Source organism: Streptomyces sp. NPDC056224 (assembly GCF_042267665.1).
GTDB lineage: Bacteria > Actinomycetota > Actinomycetes > Streptomycetales > Streptomycetaceae > Streptomyces.
In genome coordinates this window covers 1-25,728 of the sequence record NZ_JBHJTK010000054.1, presented here as the reverse complement: position 1 = coordinate 25,728, position 25,728 = coordinate 1, and the positions used below count along the sequence as shown (strand labels likewise).

At 70.7% G+C, this 25,728-nt stretch carries 25 protein-coding genes; 5 read left to right on the top strand and 20 right to left on the bottom strand.

What is annotated here, in order from left to right; translation table 11 throughout:
* Positions 1-17: 17 nt before the first annotated feature.
* The 3 genes from ACFCZ1_RS34550 to ACFCZ1_RS34540 all read left to right on the top strand — a co-directional run bounded on the left by ACFCZ1_RS34550 (position 18) and on the right by ACFCZ1_RS34540 (position 3,936).
* Positions 18-857 carry a siderophore-interacting protein gene (locus ACFCZ1_RS34550; RefSeq protein WP_376682240.1) on the top strand — a complete coding sequence of 280 codons (840 nt, stop codon included), beginning with the start codon at positions 18-20 and terminating at the stop codon, positions 855-857.
* 561 nt (positions 858-1,418) lie between these two features.
* Positions 1,419-2,954, top strand: a complete 1,536-nt coding sequence (locus ACFCZ1_RS34545) for a serine hydrolase (RefSeq protein ID WP_376682239.1) — start codon at positions 1,419-1,421, stop codon at positions 2,952-2,954.
* Between the two features lie 19 nt (positions 2,955-2,973).
* A complete protein-coding gene (locus ACFCZ1_RS34540) occupies positions 2,974-3,936 on the top strand; it encodes a pseudouridine synthase (protein ID WP_376682238.1) in 963 nt (320 codons plus the stop codon).
* On the opposite strand, the gene ACFCZ1_RS34535 is transcribed toward ACFCZ1_RS34540, so the two are convergent.
* The 13 genes from ACFCZ1_RS34535 to ACFCZ1_RS34475 form a co-directional block, all read right to left on the bottom strand.
* Entirely contained in the window at positions 3,933-4,601 is a 669-nt protein-coding gene (locus ACFCZ1_RS34535; protein WP_376682237.1) for a TetR/AcrR family transcriptional regulator, read from the bottom strand. The two genes, ACFCZ1_RS34540 and ACFCZ1_RS34535, sit on opposite strands and share 4 nt — an antisense overlap.
* A 90-nt stretch (positions 4,602-4,691) precedes the next feature.
* Positions 4,692-7,532 (bottom strand): DEAD/DEAH box helicase, encoded by a 2,841-nt coding sequence (locus ACFCZ1_RS34530; protein WP_376682236.1) that lies wholly within the window; start codon positions 7,530-7,532, stop codon positions 4,692-4,694.
* A gap of 69 nt (positions 7,533-7,601) precedes the next feature.
* On the bottom strand, positions 7,602-8,516 hold the full coding sequence (locus tag ACFCZ1_RS34525; RefSeq protein ID WP_376682235.1) for a diacylglycerol kinase: 915 nt from the start codon (positions 8,514-8,516) through the stop codon (positions 7,602-7,604).
* Positions 8,517-8,533: 17 nt separating this feature from the next.
* Complete coding sequence (gene tatC, locus ACFCZ1_RS34520; RefSeq protein WP_376682234.1) at positions 8,534-9,490, bottom strand: twin-arginine translocase subunit TatC; 957 nt, start codon at positions 9,488-9,490, stop codon at positions 8,534-8,536.
* A 47-nt stretch (positions 9,491-9,537) separates the two neighbouring features.
* On the bottom strand, positions 9,538-9,834 hold the full coding sequence (tatA, locus tag ACFCZ1_RS34515) for a Sec-independent protein translocase subunit TatA (protein ID WP_376682233.1): 297 nt from the start codon (positions 9,832-9,834) through the stop codon (positions 9,538-9,540).
* Positions 9,835-10,017: 183 nt separating this feature from the next.
* Positions 10,018-10,218 (bottom strand): hypothetical protein, encoded by a 201-nt coding sequence (locus ACFCZ1_RS34510; protein WP_376682232.1) that lies wholly within the window; start codon positions 10,216-10,218, stop codon positions 10,018-10,020.
* Between the two features lie 26 nt (positions 10,219-10,244).
* A complete protein-coding gene (locus tag ACFCZ1_RS34505) occupies positions 10,245-10,472 on the bottom strand; it encodes a hypothetical protein (RefSeq protein ID WP_376682231.1) in 228 nt (75 codons plus the stop codon).
* 15 nt (positions 10,473-10,487) lie between these two features.
* Positions 10,488-11,456 carry a helix-turn-helix transcriptional regulator gene (locus tag ACFCZ1_RS34500; RefSeq protein ID WP_376682230.1) on the bottom strand — a complete coding sequence of 323 codons (969 nt, stop codon included), beginning with the start codon at positions 11,454-11,456 and terminating at the stop codon, positions 10,488-10,490.
* Positions 11,457-11,560: 104 nt separating this feature from the next.
* Positions 11,561-12,517, bottom strand: a complete 957-nt coding sequence (locus tag ACFCZ1_RS34495) for a helix-turn-helix transcriptional regulator (protein WP_376682229.1) — start codon at positions 12,515-12,517, stop codon at positions 11,561-11,563.
* 129 nt (positions 12,518-12,646) lie between these two features.
* Positions 12,647-13,042 carry an FKBP-type peptidyl-prolyl cis-trans isomerase gene (locus ACFCZ1_RS34490; protein WP_376682228.1) on the bottom strand — a complete coding sequence of 132 codons (396 nt, stop codon included), beginning with the start codon at positions 13,040-13,042 and terminating at the stop codon, positions 12,647-12,649.
* A gap of 28 nt (positions 13,043-13,070) precedes the next feature.
* A complete protein-coding gene (locus ACFCZ1_RS34485; RefSeq protein ID WP_376682227.1) occupies positions 13,071-14,012 on the bottom strand; it encodes an FKBP-type peptidyl-prolyl cis-trans isomerase in 942 nt (313 codons plus the stop codon).
* 151 nt (positions 14,013-14,163) lie between these two features.
* Positions 14,164-15,525, bottom strand: coding sequence for a Pup--protein ligase (gene pafA / locus ACFCZ1_RS34480; protein ID WP_073920416.1), 1,362 nt, complete (start codon positions 15,523-15,525; stop codon positions 14,164-14,166).
* A gap of 150 nt (positions 15,526-15,675) precedes the next feature.
* Complete coding sequence (locus ACFCZ1_RS34475; protein ID WP_376682226.1) at positions 15,676-16,938, bottom strand: MFS transporter; 1,263 nt, start codon at positions 16,936-16,938, stop codon at positions 15,676-15,678.
* A gap of 134 nt (positions 16,939-17,072) precedes the next feature.
* Between ACFCZ1_RS34475 and ACFCZ1_RS34470 the strand changes: the two genes are divergently transcribed.
* Positions 17,073-18,071 (top strand): LacI family DNA-binding transcriptional regulator, encoded by a 999-nt coding sequence (locus ACFCZ1_RS34470; RefSeq protein ID WP_376682225.1) that lies wholly within the window; start codon positions 17,073-17,075, stop codon positions 18,069-18,071.
* Positions 18,072-18,145: 74 nt separating this feature from the next.
* On the opposite strand, the gene prcA is transcribed toward ACFCZ1_RS34470, so the two are convergent.
* From prcA to arc, 6 genes are all read right to left on the bottom strand, one after another.
* Positions 18,146-18,910: a proteasome subunit alpha gene (gene prcA / locus ACFCZ1_RS34465; RefSeq protein ID WP_376682224.1), complete on the bottom strand. Its 765-nt coding sequence runs from the start codon at positions 18,908-18,910 to the stop codon at positions 18,146-18,148.
* 46 nt (positions 18,911-18,956) lie between these two features.
* Positions 18,957-19,796 carry a proteasome subunit beta gene (prcB, locus tag ACFCZ1_RS34460; RefSeq protein ID WP_362397406.1) on the bottom strand — a complete coding sequence of 280 codons (840 nt, stop codon included), beginning with the start codon at positions 19,794-19,796 and terminating at the stop codon, positions 18,957-18,959.
* Positions 19,748-20,347, bottom strand: a complete 600-nt coding sequence (locus tag ACFCZ1_RS34455) for an endonuclease VII domain-containing protein (RefSeq protein WP_376682223.1) — start codon at positions 20,345-20,347, stop codon at positions 19,748-19,750. Before ACFCZ1_RS34455 ends, prcB begins: the two co-directional genes overlap by 49 nt.
* A 37-nt stretch (positions 20,348-20,384) precedes the next feature.
* Positions 20,385-20,597 carry a ubiquitin-like protein Pup gene (locus ACFCZ1_RS34450; RefSeq protein WP_030233608.1) on the bottom strand — a complete coding sequence of 71 codons (213 nt, stop codon included), beginning with the start codon at positions 20,595-20,597 and terminating at the stop codon, positions 20,385-20,387.
* A gap of 184 nt (positions 20,598-20,781) precedes the next feature.
* A complete protein-coding gene (gene dop, locus ACFCZ1_RS34445) occupies positions 20,782-22,293 on the bottom strand; it encodes a depupylase/deamidase Dop (protein ID WP_376682222.1) in 1,512 nt (503 codons plus the stop codon).
* A gap of 274 nt (positions 22,294-22,567) precedes the next feature.
* Positions 22,568-24,334 carry a proteasome ATPase gene (arc, locus tag ACFCZ1_RS34440; protein WP_376682221.1) on the bottom strand — a complete coding sequence of 589 codons (1,767 nt, stop codon included), beginning with the start codon at positions 24,332-24,334 and terminating at the stop codon, positions 22,568-22,570.
* 264 nt (positions 24,335-24,598) lie between these two features.
* Here arc and ACFCZ1_RS34435 point away from each other — a divergent pair, with 264 nt between their 5' ends.
* Positions 24,599-24,928: a ferredoxin gene (locus ACFCZ1_RS34435; protein WP_376682255.1), complete on the top strand. Its 330-nt coding sequence runs from the start codon at positions 24,599-24,601 to the stop codon at positions 24,926-24,928.
* 4 nt (positions 24,929-24,932) lie between these two features.
* Here the strand turns inward: ACFCZ1_RS34435 and ACFCZ1_RS34430 are convergent, their stop codons facing one another.
* Positions 24,933-25,529, bottom strand: a complete 597-nt coding sequence (locus tag ACFCZ1_RS34430) for a hypothetical protein (RefSeq protein ID WP_376682220.1) — start codon at positions 25,527-25,529, stop codon at positions 24,933-24,935.
* Between the last annotated feature and the right edge of the window lie 199 nt (positions 25,530-25,728).

The window sequence follows — 25,728 nt, the reverse complement described above, 5'->3', positions numbered from 1 at the left end:
GAGTCAGGGGAGACACCGTGGCAGAAGGACGCGCCCGCACCGTCGGCACCGCCGTCGTCGTACGCACCGAGCGGCTGACGCCGCACATGGTGCGGCTCGTGCTGGGCGGGGACGGCCTGGCCGGATTCGGCGCGGGCGAGTTCACCGACCACTACATCAAGATCCTCTTCCCCCCGGAGGGTGTCGCCTACCCCGCGCCGTGGGACCTCGACCGGATCCGCGCCGACTTCCCCCGGGCGCAGTGGCCGCGCCAGCGCGCGTACACGGTACGGGGCTGGGACCCGGTGCACCTGGAGCTCACCCTCGACTTCGTCGTCCACGGCGACGAGGGTCTGGCGGGCCCCTGGGCTGCCCGGGTCCAGCCGGGTGAGCTCGTACGCTTCCTCGGACCCGGTGGCGCCTACGCCCCGGACCCGACGGCCGGCTGGCACCTGCTGGTGGGCGACGAGAGCGCGCTGCCGGCGATCGCCGCGGCGATGGAGCGGATGCCGGCGGGTGCGCGGGTCCACGCCTTCGTGGAGGTCGAGGGGCCGCGGGGCGAGCAGAAGGTCGCCACCCCGGACGGGGTCGTGCCGGTCTGGCTGCACCGCGGCGACCGCCCGATCGGCGAGGCCCTGGTGGAGGCGGTCACCTCCCTGGAGTTCCCGTCCACGGACGTGCACGCGTTCGTCCACGGCGAGGCGGGCTTCGTGAAGGACCTGCGCCGCCACCTGCGCCTGGAACGCGGCATCCCGCGCGAGCGCCTGTCGATCTCGGGCTACTGGCGCCTGGGCGAGACGGACGAGGGCTGGCGCGCGATCAAGCGCGACTGGAACGCGGCCGTCGAGGCCGAACAGGACCACGCCGCCGCCGCGTAACCTCCGACCGCCGTCGCCCCCTGGGGCTCCTGCCCCGACCGGGCCCGGCCCCGCCCCGGACCCCGTCGGGGCACTACCCCACGGCGCTCCGAACCCGCCCGAACACCGTCCACGGGAGCCGTCACGGCGCTCCGCGCGCGCCCGGGACCCCCGTGCGGGTATCCCCACGGTGCTCCGGACCCGCTCCTGACCCCGAGGGTCAGGACCCCACGGCGCTCCGCGCCCCCGCCCACCGGGCACCCCCACGGGCGCTCCGAACCCGCCCCGGACCCCGTCGAGGCACTACCCCACGGCGCCCCGAACCCCGTCCGCGGGAGCCGTCACGGCGCTCCGCGCCCCCACCGTGCGGGGACCCACGGCGCCCCGGACCCCGTCCGCGGAACCCCCACGGCGCTCCGCGCCTGGCCCGCGCCCGGACCGCCGACGGGACCGCGATTGCCCGACGGGCGATCCGGCCCGCGCCAGACCGGCGGCGCCGGCCGCATTCGCCCCGCCCGGGCGGGAGCGCGCGGAAGCAGACGGCCCCGCGCGCTCCCGCCCGTCCGGCGGGACAATGGCCGCATGCGTACGCTCCGCGCAGCCGTGGCCGCCGGAACCGCGGTCCTGCTGGCCACCGCGGCGGCGAACGCCGCACCCAGCCCCCCGCCCGAGCCCCGGCCCTCGATCAGCGACGACGCGGTCGACAAGGCCGTCGCCCGCCTCGACGGGACGGTCCGGGACATGATGCGCCGCACCGGCGTCCCCGGCGTCTCCGTGGCCGTCGTCCACGACGACGAGGTCGTCCACCTCAAGGGCTTCGGGCTCCGCGAGACCGGCGACACGGCGAAGGTCGGCCCCGACACGGTCTTCCAGATCGCCTCCCTCTCCAAGCCCGTCTCCTCCACCGTCGTGGCCGGCACCCTCACCTCCCCCGACGAGTGGGACCGCCGCACCACCCTGCCCGGGTTCTCCCTCAAGGACCCCTGGGTCACCGGCCACCTCACGACCGCCGACCTGTTCTCCCACCGCAGCGGCCTCCCCGACCACGCCGGCGACCTGCTCGAAGACCTCGGCTACGACCAGGCGTACGTCCTCGACCACCTGCGCCTGGAACCCCTCGCCCCCTTCCGGGCGAGCTACGCGTACACCAACTTCGGCTTCACGGCCGCCGCCGAGGCCGTCGCCCGCGCGAAGGGCACCAGCTGGCAGAAGCTCAGCGCGGACACCCTCTTCAAGCCCGCCGGCATGACGCGCACGAGCACCGAGTTCTCCGCCTTCGCGCGCGCCCCCGACCACGCCGCCACGCACGTCAAGAACGCGGACGGCACCTGGAGCGCCCGCTTCGTCCGCGACCCCGACGCCCAGGCCCCGGCGGGCGGGGTCAGCTCCACCGCCCGCGACATGTCCCGCTGGCTGCGCCTCCAGCTCGCCGACGGCGCCCTCGACGGGAAGCGGATCGTCCCGGCCGGCACCCTGGCCCGCACGCACGTGCCGGAGATCGTCTCGCAGCCGCCCGCCGGCCCCACCGCCCGCACGGGCTTCTACGGCCTGGGCTGGAACGTCTCCTACGACGACGCCGGCCGGCTGCGCCTGAGTCACTCGGGGGCCTTCGACCTCGGCGCCAACACCAACGTCACCCTGCTCCCCCTGGAGCGGCTCGGCATCGTCGTCCTCACCAACGGCGCCCCCGTCGGCCTGGCCGACGCCGTCGCCCTCGACTTCTTCGACTTCGCCGAACACGGCAAGGTCACCGCCGACTGGCTGGGCCTGGCCGGCGCGCTCTACGCACAGCTGGAGGCGGCGGACCGCTCCCCCACCGACTACGCGCACCAGCCCGCCTCCGCGCGGCCCGCCAAGGACAGCGCCGCGTACACCGGAACGTACGACAACCCCTACTACGGCAAGCTCACCGTGACCGCGGACGACGAGGGCGCGCTCACGCTGGCCCTCGGCCCCAAACCCCTGCGCTTCCCGCTCGCGCACTACGACGGGGACACCTTCAGCTTCGAGACGGCGGGCGAGAACGCCGTCGGCCGCACCGGGGTGACCTTCGCCGACGGCACGGTCCGCGTCGAGTACCTCGATGCCGACCACCTGGGCACCTTCACCCGGCAGTAGCCGCATAGCCTGTCCCCCGATGAGACGCAGAGCCCAGCCACCCCCCTCGCCGCTCCCCCAGCGCGCCGGCATCGACCCGGTCCGGCTGCGGCTGCCGCCCGACCCCGACGGGAACTGGCCGGACCTCGGCAGCCACCTCGCCGAGCACTACGCGGGCGGCCCCGGCGCCGAGGTCATCGCCCGTCTGCTGCACGCCGGGCGGGTGCTCGGCCCCGGCGGGCGCGTCCTGCACGCACGGGATCCGTACGAGCCGGGCGCCTACCTGTGGTTCCACCGGGACCTCGCGGCGGAGCCGCCGGTGCCCTTCCCGGTCCCCGTCCTGTACCGCGACCCGCACCTCCTGGTCGTGGACAAGCCGCACTTCCTGGCGACCACCCCGCGCGGCAGCCACGTCACCCAGACCGCCCTGGCCAGGCTCCGCGACGAGCTGGACCTGCCGGCCCTCAGCCCGGCGCACCGGCTGGACCGGCTGACCGCGGGACTGGTGATGTTCAGCATCCGGCCCGAGGACCGCGGGGCGTACCAGCTCCTCTTCCAGCAGCGCCGGGTCCACAAGGAGTACGAGGCCCTCGCGGGCCACGACCCCTCGCTCGCGCTCCCGCGCACCGTCCGCAGCCGCATCGAGAAGACCCGCGGGGTCATCGCCGCGGCCGAGGTCCCCGGCGAGCCCAACGCGGAGAGCTTCGTCGAACTCACCGGGGTCCGGGGCGGACTGGGCCGCTACCGGCTGACCCCGCACACCGGCCGCACCCACCAGCTGCGCGTGCACATGAACGGCCTGGGCCTGCCCCTCCTCGGCGATCCGGTGTATCCGCGGGTCACCGACCCCGCCCCGGACGACTACCGGCGGCCGCTGCAACTCCTGGCCCGGGTGCTGGAATTCACCGACCCGGTCACCGGAGCCGCCCACCGGTTCGAGAGCGCCCGAACCCTCCAGGCCTGGCACGACCGCGCCGGCTGGGAGGCCGGAACGGGCGGTTAGGGCTTCTCCCGGGGTGCGGCTGCGACGCCCGCGATCCGCAGCGCGGCGTCGGCGGTGGCCTGCGCGAAGGCCGCCACCGGCCGGGCCGGGTCGGCGCGGCGGATCAGCATGACGCCCTCGATCAGTCCGAAGACCAGGTCGTTGCGGAGCGCCAGGGCCGCCCCGTCCCCGGCCGGCTCGGTGCCCGCACAGATCTCGGCCAGCAACTCCCGGTAGATGTGCTTGAGTTCACCGCGCATCCGGCGGAACTGCGCGAAGCGCGCACCCCCGACCTCGGGCAGCAGATAGAGCGCCCCCAGGTTGTACGGGGTCCCGCACAGCAGCAGTACGTCCGAGCGGCACAGCTCCCACAGCCGCCGCGCGGCGGACCGCGCGGTGTCGGCGAGCAGCCGCCGGCCCTGCGCGAGTGAGGGCGCGACCGTGGACTCCAGCAGTTCGGCGAGGAGGTCCTCCTTGCCGCCGAAATAGTGGTACATCGTCGCCTGGCGCATTCCGGCCCGCTCGGCCACCGCCCGCGTGGTGGTGGCCGCGTACCCCTGGACCGTGAACAATTCGGCCGCCGCGCAGAGGAGTTCCTCGCGCGGCGGCCGACCGCTCACCGGTCTCAGCCGGTCGGCGCGTGGCCGACCGACCCGTCTCGGCCCTTCGTCCGCTCCCCCGCTCATGGCCCGATCGTCGCACACGGCGCCGGAATTCGATCATGGCAAGAGATCAGACCGAACCGGCCCCCCTCTGGGAGGAAGCCCCAAAAACGCCTAGCCGACCGAGCTGTAGGCCACTACACCCCGCAGCAGCGCGTCGACGGCCTTGCGGGCATTGCGGGCCACCGTGCTCCCGCTCTCACCGGAGGACGACGGAGCCGCCGCCGCGATCTGCCCCAGCACGTCGATGACCTGCTTGCACCAGCGCACGAAGTCACCGGCCGGCATCTCCGCCTCGCGCAGCACCTCGTCCAGGCTCTTGTCGGAGGCCCACTGGTACGCCGCCCACGCGAAGCCCAGGTCCGGCTCGCGCTGGCCCACGCCCTCCGCCTGGTTGATGCGGTGCTCCTCCTCCAGCGCGTCGAGCCGGCCCCAGATGTGGACCATCTCGCCCAGCGCGGCCTTCGCCGCACCTCCCGGCACCTTCGGCGCGACCGCGTCGTCGGACTGCCGCGCCTCGAAGACCAGCGCCGAGACGCAGGCGGCCAGTTCGGCCGGGCTCAGGCCCTCCCAGATGCCCGCCCGCAGGCACTCGGAGGCCAGCAGGTCCAGCTCCCCGTACAGCCGGGCCAGCCGCTTGCCGTGCACGGTGACCTCGTCCTCGCGCAGGTAGTCCAGCTCGGTGAGGAGCGAGTGGATCCGGTCGAAGGTGCGGGCGATCGTGTTCGTCCGGCCCTCGATCCGCCGCTCCAGCTGCACGGTGTCCCGCTTCAGCCGGTGGTAGCGCTCCGCCCAGCGGGCGTGGTCCTCGCGCTCGTCGCACCCGTGGCACGGGTGCGCCCGCAGCGCGGCCCGCAGCCGGGTGATCTCGCGGTCGTCGGCCGCCGCGGCCCTGCCGCGCGTCCGCCGCTCCGGCGTGATGTGCCCGGCCTTGCTCCGCAGCTGGGACGCCAGGTCCCGGCGGGACTGCGGGGAGCGTGCGTTGAAGGTCTTGGGGATCCGCATCCGGTCGAGGGCCTCCACCGGGACCGGGAAGTCGATCGCGGCGAGCCGCTTGACCTGCCGCTCGGCGGTGAGCACCAGCGGGCGCGGGCCCTCCGCGTACTCGTACCCGCGGTGCCCGTTGACCCGCCCGGCCGGCACGCCCGGGTCCAGGACCAGCGCGAGCCCGGCGAACTTGCCCGTCGGCACGTGGATGATGTCGCCCGGCTTGAGCTTCTCCAGCGAGGCGGCCGCCTGCGCCCGGCGCTGGGCCGCGCCCTGCTTGGCCAGGTCCGTCTCGCGGTCCTTGAGGTCCCGGCGCAGCTGCGCGTACTCCTCGAAGTCGCCCAGGTGGCAGGTCATGCCCTCCCGGTAGCCCTCCAGGCCCTCCTCGTTGCGCTGCACCTGCCGGGAGATCCCGACGACCGAGCGGTCGGCCTGGAACTGCGCGAACGAGGTCTCCAGCAGCTCGCGCGAGCGGTGCCGCCCGAACTGGCTGACCAGGTTCACGGCCATGTTGTACGAGGGCTTGAAACTCGAACGCAGCGGATACGTACGGGTACCGGCGAGCCCGGCGAGCGCCGCCGGGTCCATGGCCCGCTGCCAGAGCACCACCGCGTGGCCCTCGACGTCGATCCCGCGCCGCCCGGCCCGGCCGGTCAGCTGCGTGTACTCGCCGGGGGTGATGTCGGCGTGCTGCTCGCCGTTCCACTTGACCAGCTTCTCCAGGATCACCGTGCGCGCGGGCATGTTGATGCCCAGCGCCAGGGTCTCGGTGGCGAAGACGGCCTTGACCAGACCGCGTACGAAGAGCTCCTCGACGACCTCCTTGAAGGTGGGCAGCATGCCCGCGTGGTGCGCGGCGATGCCCCGCTCCAGGCCTTCGAGCCACTCGTAGTAGCCGAGGACGTGGAGGTCCTCGGTGGGGATGGAGGCGGTCCGCTCCTCGACGATCTCGCGGACCCTCAGGCGGGCGGAGTCGTCGTTGAGCCGCAGGCCCGCGTACAGGCACTGCTGGACGGCGGCCTCGCAACCGGCGCGGCTGAAGATGAAGTTGATGGCGGGCAGCAGCCCGTCGCCGTCGAGGCGGGCGATGACCTCGGGCCGGGACGGGGTCCAGATCCGGCCACGGGAGCGCCGCTCGCGCTCGCGGTCCGCCTCGCGGACCATCTTGCCGCGCCGCCGGTCCTTCGGACTGTACGTACGGCTGTTCTCCTCGCGCGCCATGCGCAGCAGGTCGGGATTGACCTCCCGGCGGGCGGAGCCGCGGCCGCCGTGGTCGGACTCCTCCTCGAAGAGGTCGTAGATCCGGCGGCCGGCCATGACGTGCTGCCACAGCGGAACGGGCCGCTCCTCGGAGACGATCACCTCGGTGTCGCCCCGTACGGTGTCGAGCCAGTCGCCGAACTCCTCCGCGTTGGACACGGTGGCCGACAGCGAGACCAGGGTGACCGACTCGGGGAGGTGGATGATCACTTCCTCCCAGACGGCTCCGCGGAACCGGTCGGAGAGGTAGTGCACCTCGTCCATGACGACGTGGCCGAGGCCCCGCAGCGACTGCGAGCCCGCATACAGCATGTTGCGGAGCACCTCGGTGGTCATCACGACCACCGGCGCCTCGGAGTTGACGCTGTTGTCGCCGGTCAGCAGGCCCACCTTGTCGGCGCCGTAGCGCTTGACGAGATCGGCGTACTTCTGGTTCGACAGGGCTTTGATCGGCGTCGTGTAGAAGCACTTGCGGCCCTGCTGGAGGGCCAAGTGCACGGCGAACTCGCCGACGATCGTCTTGCCCGAGCCGGTCGGGGCGGCCACGAGGACGCCCTTGCCCGCCTCCAGTGCCTTGCAGGCCTCGACCTGGTACGGATCCAGATCGAATGCGTACATCTCGCGGAAGGGGGCCAGGGCACTGGCCTCTTCGGCGGCGCGGATCCGGGCAGCGGCGTACCGCTCGGCGGGTGAGAGTTCTTCGGTCATCTTGAGATCGAGCCTACCCGCCACCCCTGACAACAGTCGCGATCATTTAAACGGGCTGCGGGATACGGGCTACCGGATGATCCGGACCGCCCCGGGAACGCACTCGGCGGTCACCGGCAGCGACCCCAGCGGCTCCCCGTCGGCGTAGGCGGTGACCCCGGCCGCCTCCAGGGTGATCTTCCGCGCCCGGTGGACGGTCACCTTCGGGTGGCTGAGGTGGGTCCCCTTGTAGACCTGCGGGAAGACCCGGAGCAGGGTGGCCCGGCTGCAGTCGCCGACCACCGTGACGTCGAAGAGCCCGTCGTCGGGGACGGCGTCCGCGCAGATGCGCATGCCGCCGCCGTAGGAGGATCCGTTGCCGACCGCCACCAGGGTGGCCTCGGTCTCCACGGCCGGGCCGTCGTCGAGGGTGATCCGGTACGGGAAGGGCCGGAAGGCCGCCAGCTCCGCGACCACCGCCAGGTCGTACTTGAACCGGCCCGCCGGCAGCCTCATCCGGTTCCCGCGGTCGTTGACCTTCGAATCGAAGCCGGAGCACAGCACGGTCCCGTACCAGGTTCCTCCCTCCGACCCCGCCCGGGAGGACCCGCGCACCCGCCCCAGGTCGATCTCGCGCAGCCGCCCCTCCTTGAGGGCCTCGGCGGCCAGCCGTCCGGCCCGCGCGGGCTCGCGGACGGGCAGCCCCATCGCCCTCGCGAAGTCGTTGCCGGTGCCCACCGCGATCACCCCGAGCGGCACGAGCGTGCCCGCCAGCGCCTGGAGCGCCAGGGAGACCATGCCGTCGCCGCCCACCGCGATCACCGCGCCGGTGCCCTCGCGGACGGCGGCGCGCAGCCGGGCCAGCGCGTCCGGGCCGTCCGTGCCGACGACGGTCCGGACCGAGAAGCCCGCCGCCCGCAGAGCGGAAGCGGCCGGCTGCGCGGCGTGCGCGCCCCGGCCGCGCCCCGCGGTGGGATTGACGAAGAGGGTGATCTCAGAGCTCACGCACCGGAATGTACCTGTCAGGTCGCGTCGTCGTAACCGTTGATCCGATGACGTCCGCCGTCCGCCTGGCCGGGCAGCTCGGCGGGGGCCTGGACCGGCTCCATCGAGCCGATCGGCGCCGGGGTCAGGTCCAGATCGGCGGCCTCGTCGTCGCCGAGGCCCGCGTCGGGGTCGTTGCGCTTGCGCCTGCGGTCGTTCAGCAGACAGATGGCGAGGGCGATGAAGTACAGGGCCACGATCGGGGCGGCCAGCGACAGCATGGTGAGCGGGTCGCCGGTGGGCGTCGCGAACGCGGAGAAGACCGTGATGCCCAGCACCATGGCGCGCCACCAGCTCGCCAGCCGCTTCGCCGTCAGCACGCCGGTGAAGTTGAGGAGGATCAGCAGCAGCGGCAGCTCGAACGCCAGGCCGAAGACGACGACCATGCGCGTCACCAGGTCGAGGTAGTCGTCGACCGGGAGCAGGTTGCGCGCGTGCTCGGGGGTGAAGTCGAGGAGGATCGTCGCGGTCTGCGGAAGGATCTTGTACGCGAGTACGGCGCCGGCACCGAACAGCGGAGCGCCGACCGCGACGAAGCTCGTCGCGTACTTCTTCTCGTGACTGTGCAGCCCCGGGGCGGTGAACGCCCACAGCTGGTAGAGCCACACCGGCGCGGAGAGCACCACACCGGCGGTGAGCGAGACCTTCAGGGCGATCGAGAACGGCGCGATCAGGCCGTTCACGGTCATGTCGGCACACGGCCGGCCGTTGCGCTGCGAGACCACCCCGTCGGTGCAGCCGACGGAGTCCAGCATCGGCTTCAGCATGAAGTCGATGAGGTCCTTGTAGAAGAAGGCCGCCACGACGGTGATCAAGATGATCGCCAGGACCGACTTCAGCAGACGGTTTCTCAGCTCACGCAGGTGCTCGACAAGAGGCATCCGCCCTTCGGCGTCCTTGTCCGCTTTCTCCTGCTTGCGGGCAGACTTGAGCAACCCACGTCCCTTGGCTCGTTGCAGATGACTGGCTTGTCCGGCTTGTCTCAGCCCTGGGCGGTGCGGTTCGGCTCGCTGACGGGCCGGGAGCTGGTCACGTCACCGGGCGCGGCCTGGATGGTGCGCGGGGCGACGGGCTGCTGCGGCGCCTGGTCGGCGACCGTGGCCGCGGTGGCCGTGTCCTCCGCCTCGCCGTCCTTCTTCATGGCCTTGGCCTCGCTCTTGAGGATGCGGGCCGACTTGCCCAGCGAACGGGCCATCTCGGGGAGCTTCTTGGCGCCGAACAGCAGCACGATCACGGCGATGATCAGAAGGATCTCAAGGGGCTTCAGATTGCCGATCATGTGTGTCTTCCTTCTCACCGAAGCGGCTGGTTGTGGTGGCTCTGGTCGGCTCGGACAGGTTTCCGGTGACCGCTCAGGCAAGGATCGTAACCCCCGGGGGTTAACGCCCGGCAATCCCCCGGGGTACCCCCGCTTGCGCGCGGGCCCGTTGTTCACGCCCGGCTCGCACCGGTTCGTCCTGCTTCACGGACGCACCTCGCGACCCGCCCGGGCCAGATCGGCCGCGGCCCGCTCAAGATCCTCCGAGGCGGCCGTGATCCGGCGGCTGGCCAGCGCGACCTGCCCGGAGAGCCTGCGGACCTCCACGTAGACGCGTACCGCCGCCGCGGCGAGGACGGCGATCCCGAGGAAGCCCAGGGCAATTGCGAACATCGGCCACAGCATGGGAAGAGCCTAGGCCACCGCCCGGCTCACACACTGCGCAGGGTGCTCACGCCTCCGCCGGTCAGCAGTTCCACGATGCGCTCACCCGCCGGTTTGCGTACCGCCGCGCCGCACCGGGGGCAGGTGAAGGAGTAGAAGGTGGTCCGCCGGCTGCCGCCGATGACCAGCCGCAGGGCGCCCGCGTCCAGCTCGAAGCGGGCGTGGCAGTCGGGACAGGCCGCCTTGAAGGCGACGGACCCGGAGATGGGCGACATAGACCGCTGCTCCCCTCAGACCTGTTCCCCGTACCCCGCGAGTGCTTCTCGAGCGGCGCTCCGCGCGCTCTGAGCCAGCTCTGTGGGAGCGACGATCCGCCCCTCGCGGCCCAGCCGCAGCGCGAGCCGGCGCAGCGAGGCCGGGTCCGGACTGCGCAGTGTGATCCGCAAGCCCCCCTCGGCCAGCTCCTCGGCCCTGTCGTGCGGGTAGTACTCGGCGACCCAGCGCCCGCCGGGCCCCACCTCGACCACGACTTCCGGATCCTCGGCGGCCGGCTGGACCAGCCCCTCGGACAGGTCGCGCGGCTCGATGGCGGGCGGCTCGGCCCGCTCGTCCAGCAGCCGGATCTCCGCCACCCGGTCCAGCCGGAAGGTGCGCCGCGCCTCGGAGAGGTGGCACCACCCCTCCATGTACGTGTGCCCCACCGCGAAGAGCCGGATCGGGTCGACCTTTCGCTCGGTGAGCTCGTCCCGCGCGGGCGAGTAGTAGCGCACCCACAGCCGGCGGCGCTCCGCGATGGCCCGGTCGACGTCCGCGAAGACCCCGCCCTCGGACTCGAAGGTCACCGACAGCCGGGAGCTGGCCCCGGCCGCCTCGCCCGCCGCGGCCTCCAGCTTGGCGGTCGCCCGCAGCAGGGCGTCCCGGTCGCTCTCGCGCAGCCCGGGCAGCGTCGCCACCGCACGGGCGGCGACGAGCAGCGCGGTCGCCTCGTCGGCGGCGAGCCGCAGCGGCTCCGCGGTGGACTCCCCCGAGGCGTCGGGATTGCGCCACCAGATGCGCTCCCCGTCGGTGTCGATGTCGAGCAGGTCCCCGCCCCGGAAGCTGGTCCCGCACATGGGCAGCACGTCGAGGTCCGAGATCAGCTCGTCCTCGGTGATCCCGAAGGCGCGCGCGACGTCGGCGACGTGAGCGCCCGGGCGCTCGCGCAGGTACGTGACCAGGGACAGCATCCGGCGGGTCTGGTCGATGGCGTTGGCAGCCATGCTGGTACGTCTCCCCCTCAGGGCGTTGCTACTGATGTTCCGGGCCGCTGGTGTGCGGGGTCCTCATGTACGGGGTCCCCATGTACGGGGCCCCGATGTCCGGGTCAGCCCCTGGCGACGGCGCGCAGCCGGTCCACCACGTCCGCCCGCAGGTCGGCCGGCTCCAGCACCACGACGTCGGGGCCGAACTCCACCAGCCAGGCGTCCAGCCCGTGCCCGTAAGGAATCTCCAGCTCGTCCCAGCCGTCGCCGCCCTCGCGCACGGCGGTGGCCCTGGCCCTCAGCGGGTACCCGGCGCCGGCGCGCAGCCGGATGCGCGCCGAGCGGTCCGCGCTCTCCCCGGCCCAGCTCTCCACGGTCTCCCGTACGGTCACCACGTCCGGCACCTCGGCGGTGTACTTGGCGGCGCGGGAGCGCACCTTGCCGGTGATCCGCGACAGCCGGAACACCCGCTCCGCCCCGCGCTCGCGGTCGAAGCCGGCCAGGTACCAGTGGCCGCGCCAGCACTCCAGCGCCCACGGTTCCACCTGCCGGGTCTCGGGCCGGGCGGCGGTGGACTTGCGGTAGTCGAAGACCACCGGCCGGCGGTCCCGGCAGGCCAGCATCAGCGGCTCGAAGGCCGCCTCGTGGACCGGGATGCGCGGCTCGATGGCACTGTGCTGGCCCTCGAACGGGTCCCCCGCCTCCGGCATCCCGCCGGCGCGCAGCTTCTGCAGGGCGCCGCTGGCCGCGCCCGCGAGGCGGGCCTGCTGCCAGACCTTGGCGGCGAGCCCCAGGGCCGCGGCCTCCTCGGCGTCCAGGGAGACGGGCGGCAGCCGGTTGCTGTCCCGGCGGGCCAGATAGCCGGTTTCGCCCTCCAGGTTCTCCACCGTCTCGATGACCAGGCCGAGTTCACGCAGATCGTCCTTGTCCCGCTCGAACATGCGGTTGAAGGACTCGTCGTTGCCGGCCTCCAGGTAGGCCTCGATGGAACCGCGCAACTCGCGCTTGCTGAGCGGCCGACGGGTCCCCAGCAGACACAGCGCCAGATTCATCAGCCGCTCGGCCTTGGCAATCGCCATCGACGCCGTTCCCCCGCTCTCGACACACACACTCGTGACCGTTGACCGTACCGCCCCGGCGGGCCCGGACAAAAGCGAGGGGCCCCCGCCGGACGGCGGGGGCCCCTCCACTGATCGCGGATGTCCGGATCAGCCGACCTTCACCAGGTCGCAGACGAAGATCAGCGTCTCGCCCGGGGCGATCGCGCCGCCCGCGCCGCGGTCGCCGTAAGCGAGGTCCGCGGGGATCACGAGCTTGCGGCGGCCGCCGACCTTCATGCCCTGGACACCCTGGTCCCAGCCGGCGATGACCTGGCCGACACCGAGCTGGAACTGGAGCGCGGAGCCACGGTTCCAGGACGCGTCGAACTCTTCGCCGGTGGAGAAGGCCACGCCCACGTAGTGGACGGAGACCCGGTCGCCGGCCTTGGCCTCGGCGCCGTCGCCCACCCAGATGTCCTCCTTGACGAGGTCCTTGGGGGCCTCGCCCCCGGGGAAGTCGATCTCGGGCTTGCTGAGCTCGTTGCTCACGGAACTGCTCCTCATAGGTACGAACTGGTCAACCGGAACAGTCTTACATCACCGCGAGGATGTCGAGGCTGAACACCAGCGTCGAGTTCGCCGGGATCGACCCCTGCTCCTTGTCGCCGAAGGCCATGTCCGGCGGGATGACCAGCAGGATCCGGCTGCCGACCTTCTTGCCGAGCAGGCCTTCCTTCAGGCCCTTGACCGAGAGCTGCTCCATCGGCCACGTGACCGTCGTGTCACTCGTGTAGGTGCTCTCGAAGGTCTTGTCGTCCTTCCACGTCTTGCCGTGGAACTTGACGACGACGCTGTCGGTGTCCTTCACCGCGGCGCCGTCGGCCTCGAGGATGTAGTTCGAGACCAGCTTGGCCGGGGCGGCGGTGTCCTTCGGGACGGTCACGGCGACTTCCTTGCCGTCCGTGTTCGTACCGACCTTCGGCAGGTCCTTGTTGTCCTGCGCGACCTCCTTGCCCGTGGCCGAGGCCGGGACGGAGGTGCCCTTGACGATGTCCACGACGAACACCAGCGTGGCGTTCGGCTTGATCTTGTCGCCCGAGCCCTGCTCGCCGTAACCGAGGGCCGGCGGGATCACCAGCTCGACGCGGCTGCCGACCTTCTGGCCCTCCAGGCCCTGGTCCCAGCCCTTGATGACCATGCCCGCGCCGATGGTGACGTCGAAGGGCTTGCCCTTGCCGAAGCTGGCGTCGAACGGCTCCTTGCCGTCCCACACCTGGCCGAGGTAGTTGACCTGGGCGATGTCGCCCTTCTTCAGCGCCGGGCCATCGCCCTCGCTGATGGTCACCACCTTCAGTTCCTTCGGCGGCTGCCCCTTCCCCTTCGACAGGGTGGGCGTCTCCCCGAACTTGGCACCCTTGGTGATCGCGGGCGCCCCGTTCTTCATCTGGGCGGAGTCGGAGCCGCTGTCGTCGCCACAGGCCGCTGTCGACAGCAGCAGAAGGGGTACGACAAGCAAGCCGGCAAGTCGGCGCACGGGTTCCTCAGATCTCAGACGGCAAGGCGGTCGCCCGCCACTCTAAGCCGTGGGCAGGGCCCCGTACGAGATCCGTACGAGGCCCTGGCCAAGATCAGTGCGATGTCACAGCACCCACATCCGCCCCAATGACGCGAGGTGAGGCGCCGGCTCACATCCCGGCGATCAGCTTCTCCACCCGGTCGTCCACCGACCGGAACGGGTCCTTGCACAGCACGGTCCGCTGCGCCTGGTCGTTCAGCTTCAGGTGCACCCAGTCCACCGTGAAGTCCCGCCGCTGCTCCTGCGCCCGCCGGATGAAGTCCCCGCGCAGCCGCGCCCTCGTCGTCTGCGGGGGCACCGACTTGCCCTCGAAGATCTTGAGGTCGTTGCAGATCCGCGCCGCCTGCCCCTTGCGCTCCAGCAGGTAGTACAGCCCGCGCCGACGGTGGATGTCGTGGTAGGCGAGGTCTATCTGAGCCACCCGCGGATTCGACATGGTCATGTTGTGCTTGGCCCGGTACCGCTCGATCAGCTGGTACTTCATGACCCAGTCGATCTCGGTCCCGATCCGGTCCAGGTCCTCCGCCTCGATCGCGTCGAGGGTCCGGCCCCACAGCTCCAGCACCTGGTCCACCACACCGGTACGGATGCCCCGGCGCTCGGCGAAGTCCACCGCCTTGTCGTAGTACTCCCGCTGGATCTCCAGCGCCGAGGCCTCCCGGCCGCTCGCCAGACGCACCTTGCGCTGACCCGTGATGTCGTGGCTGACCTCGCGGATCGCCCGGATCGGGTTCTCCAGGGTCAGGTCCCGCATCACCGTGCCCGCCTCGATCATGCGCAGCACCAGGTCGGTGGCCCCGACCTTGAGCAGCATGGTCGTCTCGGACATGTTCGAGTCACCGACGATCACGTGCAGCCGGCGGTAGCGCTCGGCGTCCGCGTGCGGCTCGTCGCGCGTGTTGATGATCGGCCGCGAACGGGTCGTCGCGGAGCTGACGCCCTCCCAGATGTGCTCGGCCCGCTGACTCACGCAGTAGACCGCCCCCCGGGGGGTCTGGAGCACCTTGCCCGCACCGCAGATCAGCTGGCGCGTGACGAGGAAGGGAATGAGAATGTCCGCCAGGCGGGAGAATTCCCCGTGCCGGGCCACCAGGTAGTTCTCGTGGCAGCCGTACGAGTTGCCCGCCGAGTCGGTGTTGTTCTTGAAGAGGTAGACGTCGCCCGCGATTCCCTCCTCGTGCAGGCGGCGTTCGGCGTCGACGAGCAGTCCTTCGAGAATGCGCTCGCCCGCCTTGTCGTGCGTGACCAGCTCGGTCACGTTGTCACATTCGGGAGTTGCGTATTCCGGATGCGAACCCACGTCGAGGTAGAGGCGGGCGCCGTTCCGCAGGAAGACATTGCTGCTGCGGCCCCATGACACGACACGGCGGAAGAGGTAGCGCGCCACTTCGTCAGGTGACAGTCGGCGCTGTCCCCTGAACGTGCACGTGACGCCGTACTCGTTCTCCAGCCCGAAAATGCGGCGGTCCATGACTGAACATTACGCCTTCTGCCCTCTTCTGAAACCGGGTTCGAGAGCGCCGTTTCGATCAGTTTCCGATCCCCCGTCCGAGAACGGCTCCGCGAACTCACCGATCAGCCCACCGGCCGCTCCGCCGATCGGCCCACACACCGGCCGCGATCAGCCCTCCGACCGGACCCCGTGCGCCACCTCACCGACCCCGTCCGACGCCCCCTCAGCCGAACCCGCCACCGCCCGGCTCCGGCCTCCAGTTGCCATCACCCGCTGAGTGACCGTCAGCACGAGCAGCGCCGCACCCCCGGCCGCACCCGCCACACCGAAACTCGCCGCCGTACCGCCCAGCTCCACCGCCGGCCCCGCGGCCGCCGTACCGATCGCCGCACCCACCCCGAAGAACGTCACCAGCCAGGAGAACGCCTCCGTCACCGTGCCCGCCGGAGCGTGCCGGTCCACGACGATGAACGCACACGCCAGCGCGGGCGCCAGGAACACGCCCGAGAGCGCCGCGAGCCCCGTCATCGCCACCGGCCCCGGCGTCAGCACCAACGGCAGGTAGCAGACCGCGAGCAGCGCCACCAGCATCCGCAGCCGCCGCTCCGGCGCACCGGCCCACCGCCGGGCACCGTAGAACACCCCGCCGATCAGCGCGCCCAGCCCGAGCGCCGCCATCAGCCAGCCGTACACCGCCTGGTTCCCGTGATCGTCCGCGTACGCCACACCCGCCACCGTGATCGAACCCAGCGCCGTCCCCACGAAGAAGAACGCGCCGAGCAGCGCCAGCAGACCCGGCGAACGCAGCGCGCCCAGCCAGTGCGCCTCACGCGGCGCCGACCGCCACCGCCGGGACGGCTCACTGACCACGACGGACAGCGCCCCCAGCACGCCGATGGCGTTCAGGGCCAGCAGCGCCCCGGCGGGCGACCACAGCGCCACGAACAGCGTCACCAGCAGCGGACCCACCGTGAACATGACCTCCTGGGCCACCGCGTCCATGGCGTACGCCGCGTGCACCCGCTCCTCCCTGCCACCCAGCACGCCCGGCCACAGGGCCCGCAGCCCGCCCTCAAGCGGCGGCGTGAAGAGCCCCGCGACCACCACCGCGGCATACGCGGCGACCGCCGCCCCGGTACCGGACACCGCCAGCCACACCATGCCCAGCGCGGAGAGCACCGCGGCCGGCAGCTGCACCCGGGGCTGCCCGTACAGGTCCACCGCCCGGCCCAGCAACGGCTGGCCCACGGCGTTCGCCAGCCCGTACGCGGCGGCCAGCGCGCCCGCGAGGCTGTAGCTGCCCCCCTCGGCCCGCGTGAACAGCACGATCGCGATCGGCGCCGTGGCATTGGGCAGCCGGCCTATGAGCGTGCCCACCAGCAGCCTCGCGGCGTGCCGGGTCCTGAGCAGCTCCGCGTATCCCGCGGCCATGTCCGCCCCCTTCTGCCCGGCCCCAGCCGGAGTAATACGTATAACGTGACCCGTCATACGTACCATGGCGACAGGTCACCGGTCCACCCACCGGACCCCGCCAACCCCCCGACCTCGCACTTCAGGAGAACCGTGTGACGAGACCCACCAGCCGCGACGTGGCCACCGCCGCAGGGGTCTCCCAGGCCACCGTCTCCCTCGTCCTCGGCGGCAAATGGCGCGGCCGCGTCTCCGAACGCACCGCCGCACACGTCCGCGAAACCGCCACCCACCTCGGCTACCGCCCCAACCTCGCCGCCCGCAACCTCCGCCTGGGCACCACCCGCACCGCCCTCCTCGTCGTCCCCGCCCTCACCAACGAGTTCTTCGCCCGCGTCTACACCGGCGCCGCCCGCATCGCCGCCGAACACGACTTCGGCGTCGTCCTCTACCCCTCCCCCGACGGCACCGGCCCCGCCCGCGACCCCTTCGCCTCCGCCCGCGCCGCCCTCGACGGAGTCATCGCCTCCTCCATGGCCGCCGACGCCCTCGACGCCCTCGGCGGCGACGGCCTCCCCCTCGTCATGCTCGACAGCGACCCCACCGCCGGCGCCGCCGGCGCCCACGTCAACCTCGCCATGGCCGACGGCATGCGCCAGGTCACCGAACACCTCCTCGCCCTCGGCCACCGCCGCTTCCTCCACCTCGCCTCCGCCGTCGACACCTGGACCTTCCAGGTCCGCGCCGAAGCCCTGACCACCCTCCTGGGGCCCGGCACCGAGCTGCGCACCGTACGGGCCCCCCTCACCGTGGACGGCGCCCGTACGGCCACGGAGACCGCCCTGGCAGCACCCGGAACCCCACCCACCGCCGTCATCTGCGACGACGACATCCTCGCCGCCGGCGCCTGCAAGGCCGCCCGCCGCCTGGGCCTGCGCATCCCCGACGACCTCTCCGTCACCGGCTTCGACGACCTCGCCCTGGCCACCGCCGTCGAACCCGAACTCACCACCGTCCGCCTCCCCGCCGAACGCGTCGGCGAACAGGGCATGACCGCCCTCCTCTCCGTCCTCGACAACACCCCCTGGACCGCCCCCGACCTCCCCGTCGAACTCGTCGTCCGCAACTCCTCGGGCCCCGCCCCCACCCCCTGAGGCCTCCGCCCCCGAACACGACGAAGCCCCGGCCCGCCCTCACGGGCGGACCGGGGCACACACCGCTCCCGGACCTACTCGGCCTCGTCCTCCGGAGCCTCGTCGTTCGACACGGCATCCGCCTGCGCGGCCGCCGGCACATCCGCCTCCAGCAACCGCGCCAGCTGCCGGCCGCGGATCCGCTTGAACTTCCGCTGCTGCGCCCGCGTCCGGTCCAGCACCGCCACCTCCAGCCGCTCGGCCGGAATCGTCTTGTCCGCGCTGTTGGCCTGGCTGGACAGCGCCTGCACCGCCAGCTTCAGCGCCTCCGACAGGGTCATCCCGTCCTGGTGCCGCTGATCCAGGAAGGTGCTGATCTGCTCCGCGTTGCCGCCGACCGCGACCGAGCCGTGCTCGTCCACGATCGACCCGTCGTGCGGCAGCCGGTAGATCTGGTCCCCGGCGGCCGTCGCACCGACCTCGGCGACGACCAGCTCCACCTCGTACGGCTTCTCACCGGCACTCGAGAAGATCGTGCCCAGCGTCTGCGCGTACACGTTCGCCAGCCCGCGGGCCGTCACGTCGTCGCGGTCGTAGGTGTACCCCCGCAGATCCGCGTAGCGCACACCGCCGATCCGCAGGTTCTCGTACTCGTTGTACTTGCCGGCGGCCGCGAAGCCGATCCGGTCGTAGATCTCGCTGAACTTGTGCAGGGCACGCGACGGGTTCTCACCGACGAACACGATGCCGTCGGCGTACTGCAGCACGACAAGGCTGCGACCGCGGGCGATGCCCTTCCGGGCGTATTCCGCCCGGTCGGCCATGGCCTGCTGGGGTGACACATAGAACGGAGTCGACACCGGCTGTCCGTCCCTTTCTTCTGGGCTCCTGAGGGGCGACGGATGGTCAGAGCAGGGCGGCGCGCGGGCCGTCGGGCTGCTCCAGCCGACGATTGGTGACCGTACGGGCGAGCTCCTGCGACTCGGCGTCCGTCAGCCTGCGGAAACCCTCGTCCGTGATGACGGTGACGATCGGATAGATGTGGCGGTACAGGTCCGGCCCACCGGTCGCGGAGTCGTCGTCGGCGGCGTCGTACAGCGCCTGCACGACCAGCGTGGTGGCCTGCTCCTCCGTCAGATCGGGCCGGAAGAGCTTCTTCATCGATCCCCTGGCGAAGATCGAGCCCGATCCGGTGGCGGCGAACCCGTGCTCCTCGGAGCGGCCGCCGGTCACGTCGTAGGAGAAGATCCGGCCCTTCTCCTTGGCCTCGTCGTACCCCGCGAAGAGCGGTACGACGGCCAGTCCCTGCATCGCCATGCCCAGATTGCTCCGGATCATGGTGGACAGACGGTTCGCCTTGCCCTCCAGGGAGAGGGTCGTCCCCTCCACCTTCTCGAAGTGCTCCAGCTCCAGCTGGAACAGCTTCACCATCTCCACGGCCAGGCCGGCCGTACCGGCGATGCCCACCGCGGAGTACTCGTCGGCCGGGAACACCTTCTCGATGTCCCGCTGCGCGATCATGTTCCCCATGGTCGCCCGCCGGTCACCGGCGAGCACGACCCCGCCGGGGAAGGTGGCGGCGACGATGGTCGTCCCGTGCGGCGCCTCGACGACGCCCTCCGGCAGCTTGCGGTTGCCGGGCAGCATCTCGGGCGAGTGCGCGCCCAGGAAGTCCATGAAGGACGACGACCCCGGCGTCAGGAAGGCTGCCGGTAGACGCCCTGTGCTACGAGTGTTGGGTTCCACAGGTTTCCTTCCACGTAAGCGGCTGCACGCCGTATGACGTCCGGCCGATCCTTGAACTGCCCCAAGGCTGCGTTACAGCTGAAGCACAGTACGCCTCGGACCTTACCCGTCTGATGATCGTGGTCCACATGCTCTGCCGGAGCCTGACGACAGATCACGCAGACACCGCCTTGAGCGTCGATCATCTCGTCGCGCTGAGCCTCGGTGATGCCGTAGGAACGCTTGAGGTGGCCTTGCCGGCCCTGGATGGCCCGGCAGGCCTTGCACCGGGTGGACAGTCCGTCAGAGGCCGTTGCGTTCTTGTGCCATTCGCTGTGCGGCTTGACCTCACCGCACTGCCGGCACAGCTTGTGGCCGGACGGTACATCCACCTTCTCCTTGACGACCTTGCCCCTGGCGGCCTGGCGGCGCCGGTAGTGCTGCGCGCTGTAGGCCGCCACGCACTCCCGACAACTCGGCTGTAAGCCGTCCCCACGATTCCGATCTGAGGCGAATCCGCTCAGGGGCACGTCACGGCCACAGCCGCGGCACCACTTTGCTCCATTGGACATAGAGCCAATGCTGGCGAGTTCACCTTAGATTCGAAGGCTATTCGCCACCTTTTTGTACGAAACTCCGAACGAAGTCCTCGGCATTTTCCTCGAGTACATCGTCAATCTCGTCAAGTACGGAGTCGACGTCGTCGGAGAGCTTTTCCTGGCGCTCCTTGAGGTCGGTCGATTCCTCGACCGCCGCCTCCTCGACCTCCTCGGTCGAGCGCGTCGCCTTCTGCTGTCCGCCGCCGGTGTCCTTGGTCGCCATGTCTACCTCACCCCGCTCGGTTCGCACGCTCATGTCGAGAGACCCCGGGATTCGGGATCTCTCAAGATCAGACCCTACGCCGGACCCTACTAGCAGGGTCCGACATTCGTCCCCGCACTTTCATAACGTCCGGTCCTTCTCATGATTCCCGGACCGGGGCCCTTTCAGGCCCCGAAAGCACCGCTCACCGCCCCGAAAGCACCCGCACCAGGTCCTCCGCCGTGCGGCAGCGGTCCAGGAGCTCCTTGACGTGGGCCCGCGTGCCCCGCAGCGGCTCCAGCGTCGGGACCCGCTGGAGCGAGTCGTGGCCCGGGAGGTCGAAGATCACCGAGTCCCAGGACGCCGCGGCCACGTCGTCCGCGTACTGCTCCAGGCACCGGCCGCGGAAGTACGCCCGGGTGTCCTCCGGCGGCTTGCCCGCCGCCCGCTCCACCGCCGGCTCCTCCACCAGCGTCTGCATCTTGCCGCGGGCCACCAGACGGTTGTACAGGCCCTTCTCCGGCCGTACGTCCGAGTACTGGAGGTCCACCAGGTGCAGGCGCGCCGCGTCCCAGCCCAGCCCGTCCCGGCGCCGGTAGCCCTCCAGGATCTCCCGCTTGGCGATCCAGTCCAGCTCCCCCGACAGGCTCATCGGGTTGGTCTCCAGCCGGCCCAGCACGTCCTCCCAGCGGGCCAGCACATCGGTTGTCTGCTCGTCCGCGTCGGAACCGAAACGCTCCTCGACGTACTTCCTGGCGAGCTCGAAGTACTCCATCTGGAGTTGTACGGCGGTCAGTGTCCGGCCGCTGCGCAGTGTGATCAGGTGCTGCAGGTCCGGGTCGTGGGAGACCTGGTGCAGCGTGCGCACCGGCTGGTCGACGGCGAGGTCGACGTTGATGAACCCGTCCTCGATCATGGACAGGACCAGGGCGGTCGTGCCCAGCTTGAGGTACGTGGAGATCTCGGACAGGTTCGCGTCGCCGATGATCACGTGCAGGCGGCGGTACTTCTCGGCGTCCGAGTGGGGTTCGTCGCGGGTGTTGATGATGGGCCGCTTCAGGGTGGTCTCCAGGCCGACCTCGACCTCGAAGTAGTCGGCCCGCTGGCTGATCTGGAAGCCGTGCTCGCGGCCGTCCTGGCCGATGCCCACGCGGCCCGCGCCGGTGACGACCTGGCGGGAGACGAAGAAGGGGGTCAGGTGGCGCACGATGTCCGAGAAGGGGGTCTCCCGCTTCATCAGGTAGTTCTCGTGCGTGCCGTAGGAGGCGCCCTTGTTGTCGGTGTTGTTCTTGTAGAGGTGGATCGGCTGGGCACCGGGCAGCTGGGCCGCCCGGACGGCCGCCTCGGCCATGATCCGCTCGCCGGCCTTGTCCCAGAGCACGGCGTCGAGCGGATTGGTGATCTCCGGCGAGCTGTACTCGGGGTGCGCGTGGTCGACGTAGAGCCGTGCGCCGTTTGTGAGGATGACGTTGGCGAGGCCGATGTCCTCGTCGGTCAGCTGGCTGTTGTCGGCGGCCTCGCGGGCGAGGTCGAAGCCGCGGGCGTCCCGCAGCGGATTCTCCTCCTCGAAGTCCCAGCGGGCGCGGCGCGCCCGGTGCATCGCCGCCGCGTAGGCGTTGACGATCTGGGACGAGGTGAGCATGGCATTGGCGTTCGGGTGCCCGGGGACGGAGATCCCGTACTCCGTCTCGATCCCCATTACTCGCCGTACGGTCATGCGGCCCTCCTTGCCCGGCGGCGCTCCCCTTCGGGAGCGGCGCTCAAGTACCGCTGGTGCTCCGGTGCGTGTGCCTGTGCGGTGCCCGTCCCCGCACTGCGCGTCCGGCGGTACGGAAGAGCCTAGAACCACTGCGCGCTCGTGGGGAGATCATTTCCGTCATTGAATCTGCCCTGTCACCGGCTGAAAAGCAGTCGGTATAAGGAGTCAGGGAGTCCGGTAAAGCAGTCGGCTGCGGATGCCCGGGGAGGGCATCCGCAGCCGCTCCGCTTCGTCAGAGGTACTGACCGGTGTTCGCCACCGTGTCGATGGAGCGTCCGGTGTCGGCGCCCTGCTTTCCGGTGACAAGGGTACGGATGAATACGATCCGCTCGCCCTTCTTTCCGGAGATCCGGGCCCAGTCGTCCGGGTTGGTGGTGTTGGGCAGGTCCTCGTTCTCCTTGAACTCGTCCACGCAGGCCTGGAGGAGGTGGGAGACGCGAAGGCCCTTCTGGTTGTGCTCGAGGAAGGCCTTGATCGCCATCTTCTTCGCACGGTCCACGATGTTCTGGATCATCGCGCCCGAGTTGAAGTCCTTGAAGTACAGGACTTCCTTGTCGCCGTTGGCGTACGTGACCTCGAGGAAGCGGTTTTCCTCGGTTTCGGCGTACATCTGCTCGACGACGGTCTGGATCATGCTGTGAACGGTGCCGGCCGTGGAGCCCTGGTGTTCGGACAGGTCGTCCGTGTGCAGGGGCAGCGAGGCCTTGAGGTACTTCGCGAAGATGTCCTTCGCGGCCTCGGCGTCCGGGCGCTCGATCTTGATCTTCACGTCGAGGCGGCCGGGGCGCAGGATGGCCGGGTCGATCATGTCCTCGCGGTTGGAGGCGCCGATGACGATGACGTTCTCCAGGCCCTCCACGCCGTCGATCTCGGCGAGCAGCTGGGGGACGATGGTGTTCTCCACGTCCGAGCTGACGCCGGATCCGCGGGTGCGGAAGAGGGACTCCATCTCGTCGAAGAAGACGATGACGGGGGTGCCCTCGCTGGCCTTCTCACGGGCACGCTGGAAGACGAGGCGGATGTGCCGCTCGGTCTCGCCGACGTACTTGTTGAGGAGTTCGGGGCCCTTGATGTTCAGGAAGTAGGACTTTCCGGCGGGCTGGCCGGTAACCTCGGCGACCTTCTTGGCAAGGGAGTTGGCGACGGCCTTGGCGATGAGCGTCTTGCCGCATCCGGGGGGGCCGTAGAGCAGGATGCCCTTCGGCGGGCGCAGTTCGTGTTCCTTGAACAGGTCCGGGTAGAGGTAGGGGAGCTCGACCGCGTCGCGGATCAGCTCGATCTGGTCGCCCAGGCCGCCGATCTTGTCGTAGTCGATGTCCGGGACCTCTTCGAGGACGAGCTCTTCGACCTCGCTCTTGGGGACGACCTCGTAGACGTAGCCGGAGCGGGGTTCGAGCAGGAGGGCGTCGCCGGGGCGGATGGTGATGTCCAGGAGCGGCTCGGCGAGCCTCACCACCCTCTCCTCGTCGGTGTGCCCGACGACCAGGGCGCGCTCGCCGTCCTCGAGGATCTCCTTGAGGGTGACGATGTCCCCGGCCCGCTCGAATTCCATGGCCTCGACCACGTTGAGGGCCTCGTTGAGCATGACCTCCTGGCCGCGCCGGAGGTCTTCCGGTTCGACGCTGGGGCTGACGTTCACGCGGAGCTTCCGGCCTCCGGTGAAGATGTCGACGGTGCCGTCCTCATTGGACTGCAGGAAGACACCGAATCCGGCCGGCGGCTGTGCGAGCCGGTCGACTTCTTCCTTGAGGGCGACGATCTGGTCGCGGGCCTCACGGAGGGTATTCGCGAGTCGTTCGTTCTGTGCGGATACGCCGGCAAGATTTGTCTGCAGCTCGACGATCCGCTCTTCGAGAATCCTCGTGTGTCGCGGAGAGTCGGCGAGCTTACGTCGCAGGACGGCGATTTCCTGCTCGAGATAGGCAACCTGGCCGGCGGGGTCCTCAGACCCTCGCCCGGGCCGGATGCCGCGGTTGATGTCGTCGTCGTGGGCTGCCACGGTCCTCACCTCCTCCAAGGGGAGCTGGACGCTTCCTGACCCTACCTGGGCTGGTGGTGATTGAAACCCCTAGATCACAAAGACGGTAGAGGTGTGTCCGATCTTCACCCTTGCGTACTCCCTCACGCCAAGGAAATACCCACCCATCAACATCTGAAAGCGGCCGGTTGTAAGGTCGAAGCGTTCAACACCCGTCAGAGCTCGCGCGACTTGCCGCGAGTGGTGACCGGGATGGATCACTCAGCGCAGGGAACGGCAGGAGATATGAGCGTGCAGCAGGAGGCAACCGCCGACCGGACTGACGGTGTCGGTGGGGCCGGCGAGCCGCTTGAGGTCTGGATCGACCAGGACCTCTGCACCGGGGACGGGATCTGCGTGCAGTACGCGCCGGAGGTGTTCGAGCTGGACATCGATGGTCTGGCGTATGTGAAGAGCGCCGACGACGAGCTGCTGCAGGCGGCGGGGGCGACCACTCCGGTTCCGCTGACGCTGCTCCGGGACGTGGTGGATTCGGCGAAGGAATGTCCGGGTGACTGCATCCACGTGAGGCGGGTCTCGGACGGGGTGGAAGTCTTCGGGCCCGACGCCGAGTGACGCTTCAAACACTCCTGGCGGTCGAGTCCGTCAGCTCCTGGCGGAATTTTCCGCCGCTCCAGCGCCACTTGGCGAGCTTCTTCACGTCCGGGCTGTAGCGCGGGATCTCCGGTGAGGAGTAGCCGAGGAGGGTGGCGGTGACGACTCCGTCGCTCACGGTGAGGTCGGCGGTGGTCTGTCGCTGCGGGGTGTCGAGCAGGGTGGCGACGACGCGGGGGCGGGCGCCTTCGGTCCGGTCCTGGGTGAGTACGTAGATCGCGTGGGGCGGGGTGCCGGACCCTGCGTCGCAGCGGACGGCGGCCACGGTCTCGGGGCGGCCGTCGCCGTCGAGGTCGCCCTGGGCGGTGGCGGTGACGGCCTGCGGGGCGCCTTTGCAGTCGAGGGGGTAGGTGACCGCCGCTGCGTCGGGGGCGGCGGCCTGTGGGCCGTTCGCCGTGGGGCGGGCGGTGTCCGCGGGGGTTCCGGTGGCCGGCTGGACGAGTCCCGCGGTGGCTATGACGGCGGCCATGGCGGTGGCCGTGGCGAGCCAGTGGAGGGGCTTGGCGTGGGTGTGGGCCAGGGTTTCCACATTCGGCGCGAGCTCGGCGGGGCTGTGCGGCACGCGGGGTGTCTCCTGTGCGAAGGGTGACGGGGAGCCAGCATCGTGCCACACCTCACACGGAGGTGGAACGACCGGGTCCGGGGTGGCTGGATTCGGGGGCGGGGGGGGGCGGGCGGGGGGGGCCGGCCCCCCCCCACCCAAAAGCGGCGGGGGGGCGGTGCCGGGTTTTTGGGGGGGGGGTGGGTTTAAAAAAAAAAAA

Excerpts from the sequence above, each read along its gene's own strand:
- ACFCZ1_RS34545 (WP_376682239.1), top strand. The coding sequence starts at position 1,419 with ATGCGTACGCTCCGCGCAGCCGTGGCCGCCGGAACCGCGGTCCTGCTG.
- ACFCZ1_RS34540 (WP_376682238.1), top strand. The coding sequence starts at position 2,974 with ATGAGACGCAGAGCCCAGCCACCCCCCTCGCCGCTCCCCCAGCGCGCC.
- ACFCZ1_RS34535 (WP_376682237.1), bottom strand. The coding sequence starts at position 4,601 with ATGAGCGGGGGAGCGGACGAAGGGCCGAGACGGGTCGGTCGGCCACGC.
- ACFCZ1_RS34530 (WP_376682236.1), bottom strand. The coding sequence starts at position 7,532 with ATGACCGAAGAACTCTCACCCGCCGAGCGGTACGCCGCTGCCCGGATC.
- tatA (WP_376682233.1), bottom strand. The coding sequence starts at position 9,834 with ATGATCGGCAATCTGAAGCCCCTTGAGATCCTTCTGATCATCGCCGTG.
- ACFCZ1_RS34510 (WP_376682232.1), bottom strand. The coding sequence starts at position 10,218 with ATGCTGTGGCCGATGTTCGCAATTGCCCTGGGCTTCCTCGGGATCGCC.
- ACFCZ1_RS34505 (WP_376682231.1), bottom strand. The coding sequence starts at position 10,472 with ATGTCGCCCATCTCCGGGTCCGTCGCCTTCAAGGCGGCCTGTCCCGAC.
- ACFCZ1_RS34500 (WP_376682230.1), bottom strand. The coding sequence starts at position 11,456 with ATGGCTGCCAACGCCATCGACCAGACCCGCCGGATGCTGTCCCTGGTC.
- ACFCZ1_RS34495 (WP_376682229.1), bottom strand. The coding sequence starts at position 12,517 with ATGGCGATTGCCAAGGCCGAGCGGCTGATGAATCTGGCGCTGTGTCTG.
- ACFCZ1_RS34490 (WP_376682228.1), bottom strand. The coding sequence starts at position 13,042 with ATGAGGAGCAGTTCCGTGAGCAACGAGCTCAGCAAGCCCGAGATCGAC.
- pafA (WP_073920416.1), bottom strand. The coding sequence starts at position 15,525 with ATGGACCGCCGCATTTTCGGGCTGGAGAACGAGTACGGCGTCACGTGC.
- ACFCZ1_RS34475 (WP_376682226.1), bottom strand. The coding sequence starts at position 16,938 with ATGGCCGCGGGATACGCGGAGCTGCTCAGGACCCGGCACGCCGCGAGG.
- ACFCZ1_RS34455 (WP_376682223.1), bottom strand. The coding sequence starts at position 20,347 with ATGTCCAATGGAGCAAAGTGGTGCCGCGGCTGTGGCCGTGACGTGCCC.
- ACFCZ1_RS34450 (WP_030233608.1), bottom strand. The coding sequence starts at position 20,597 with ATGGCGACCAAGGACACCGGCGGCGGACAGCAGAAGGCGACGCGCTCG.
- dop (WP_376682222.1), bottom strand. The coding sequence starts at position 22,293 with ATGACCGTACGGCGAGTAATGGGGATCGAGACGGAGTACGGGATCTCC.
- ACFCZ1_RS34435 (WP_376682255.1), top strand. The coding sequence starts at position 24,599 with ATGAGCGTGCAGCAGGAGGCAACCGCCGACCGGACTGACGGTGTCGGT.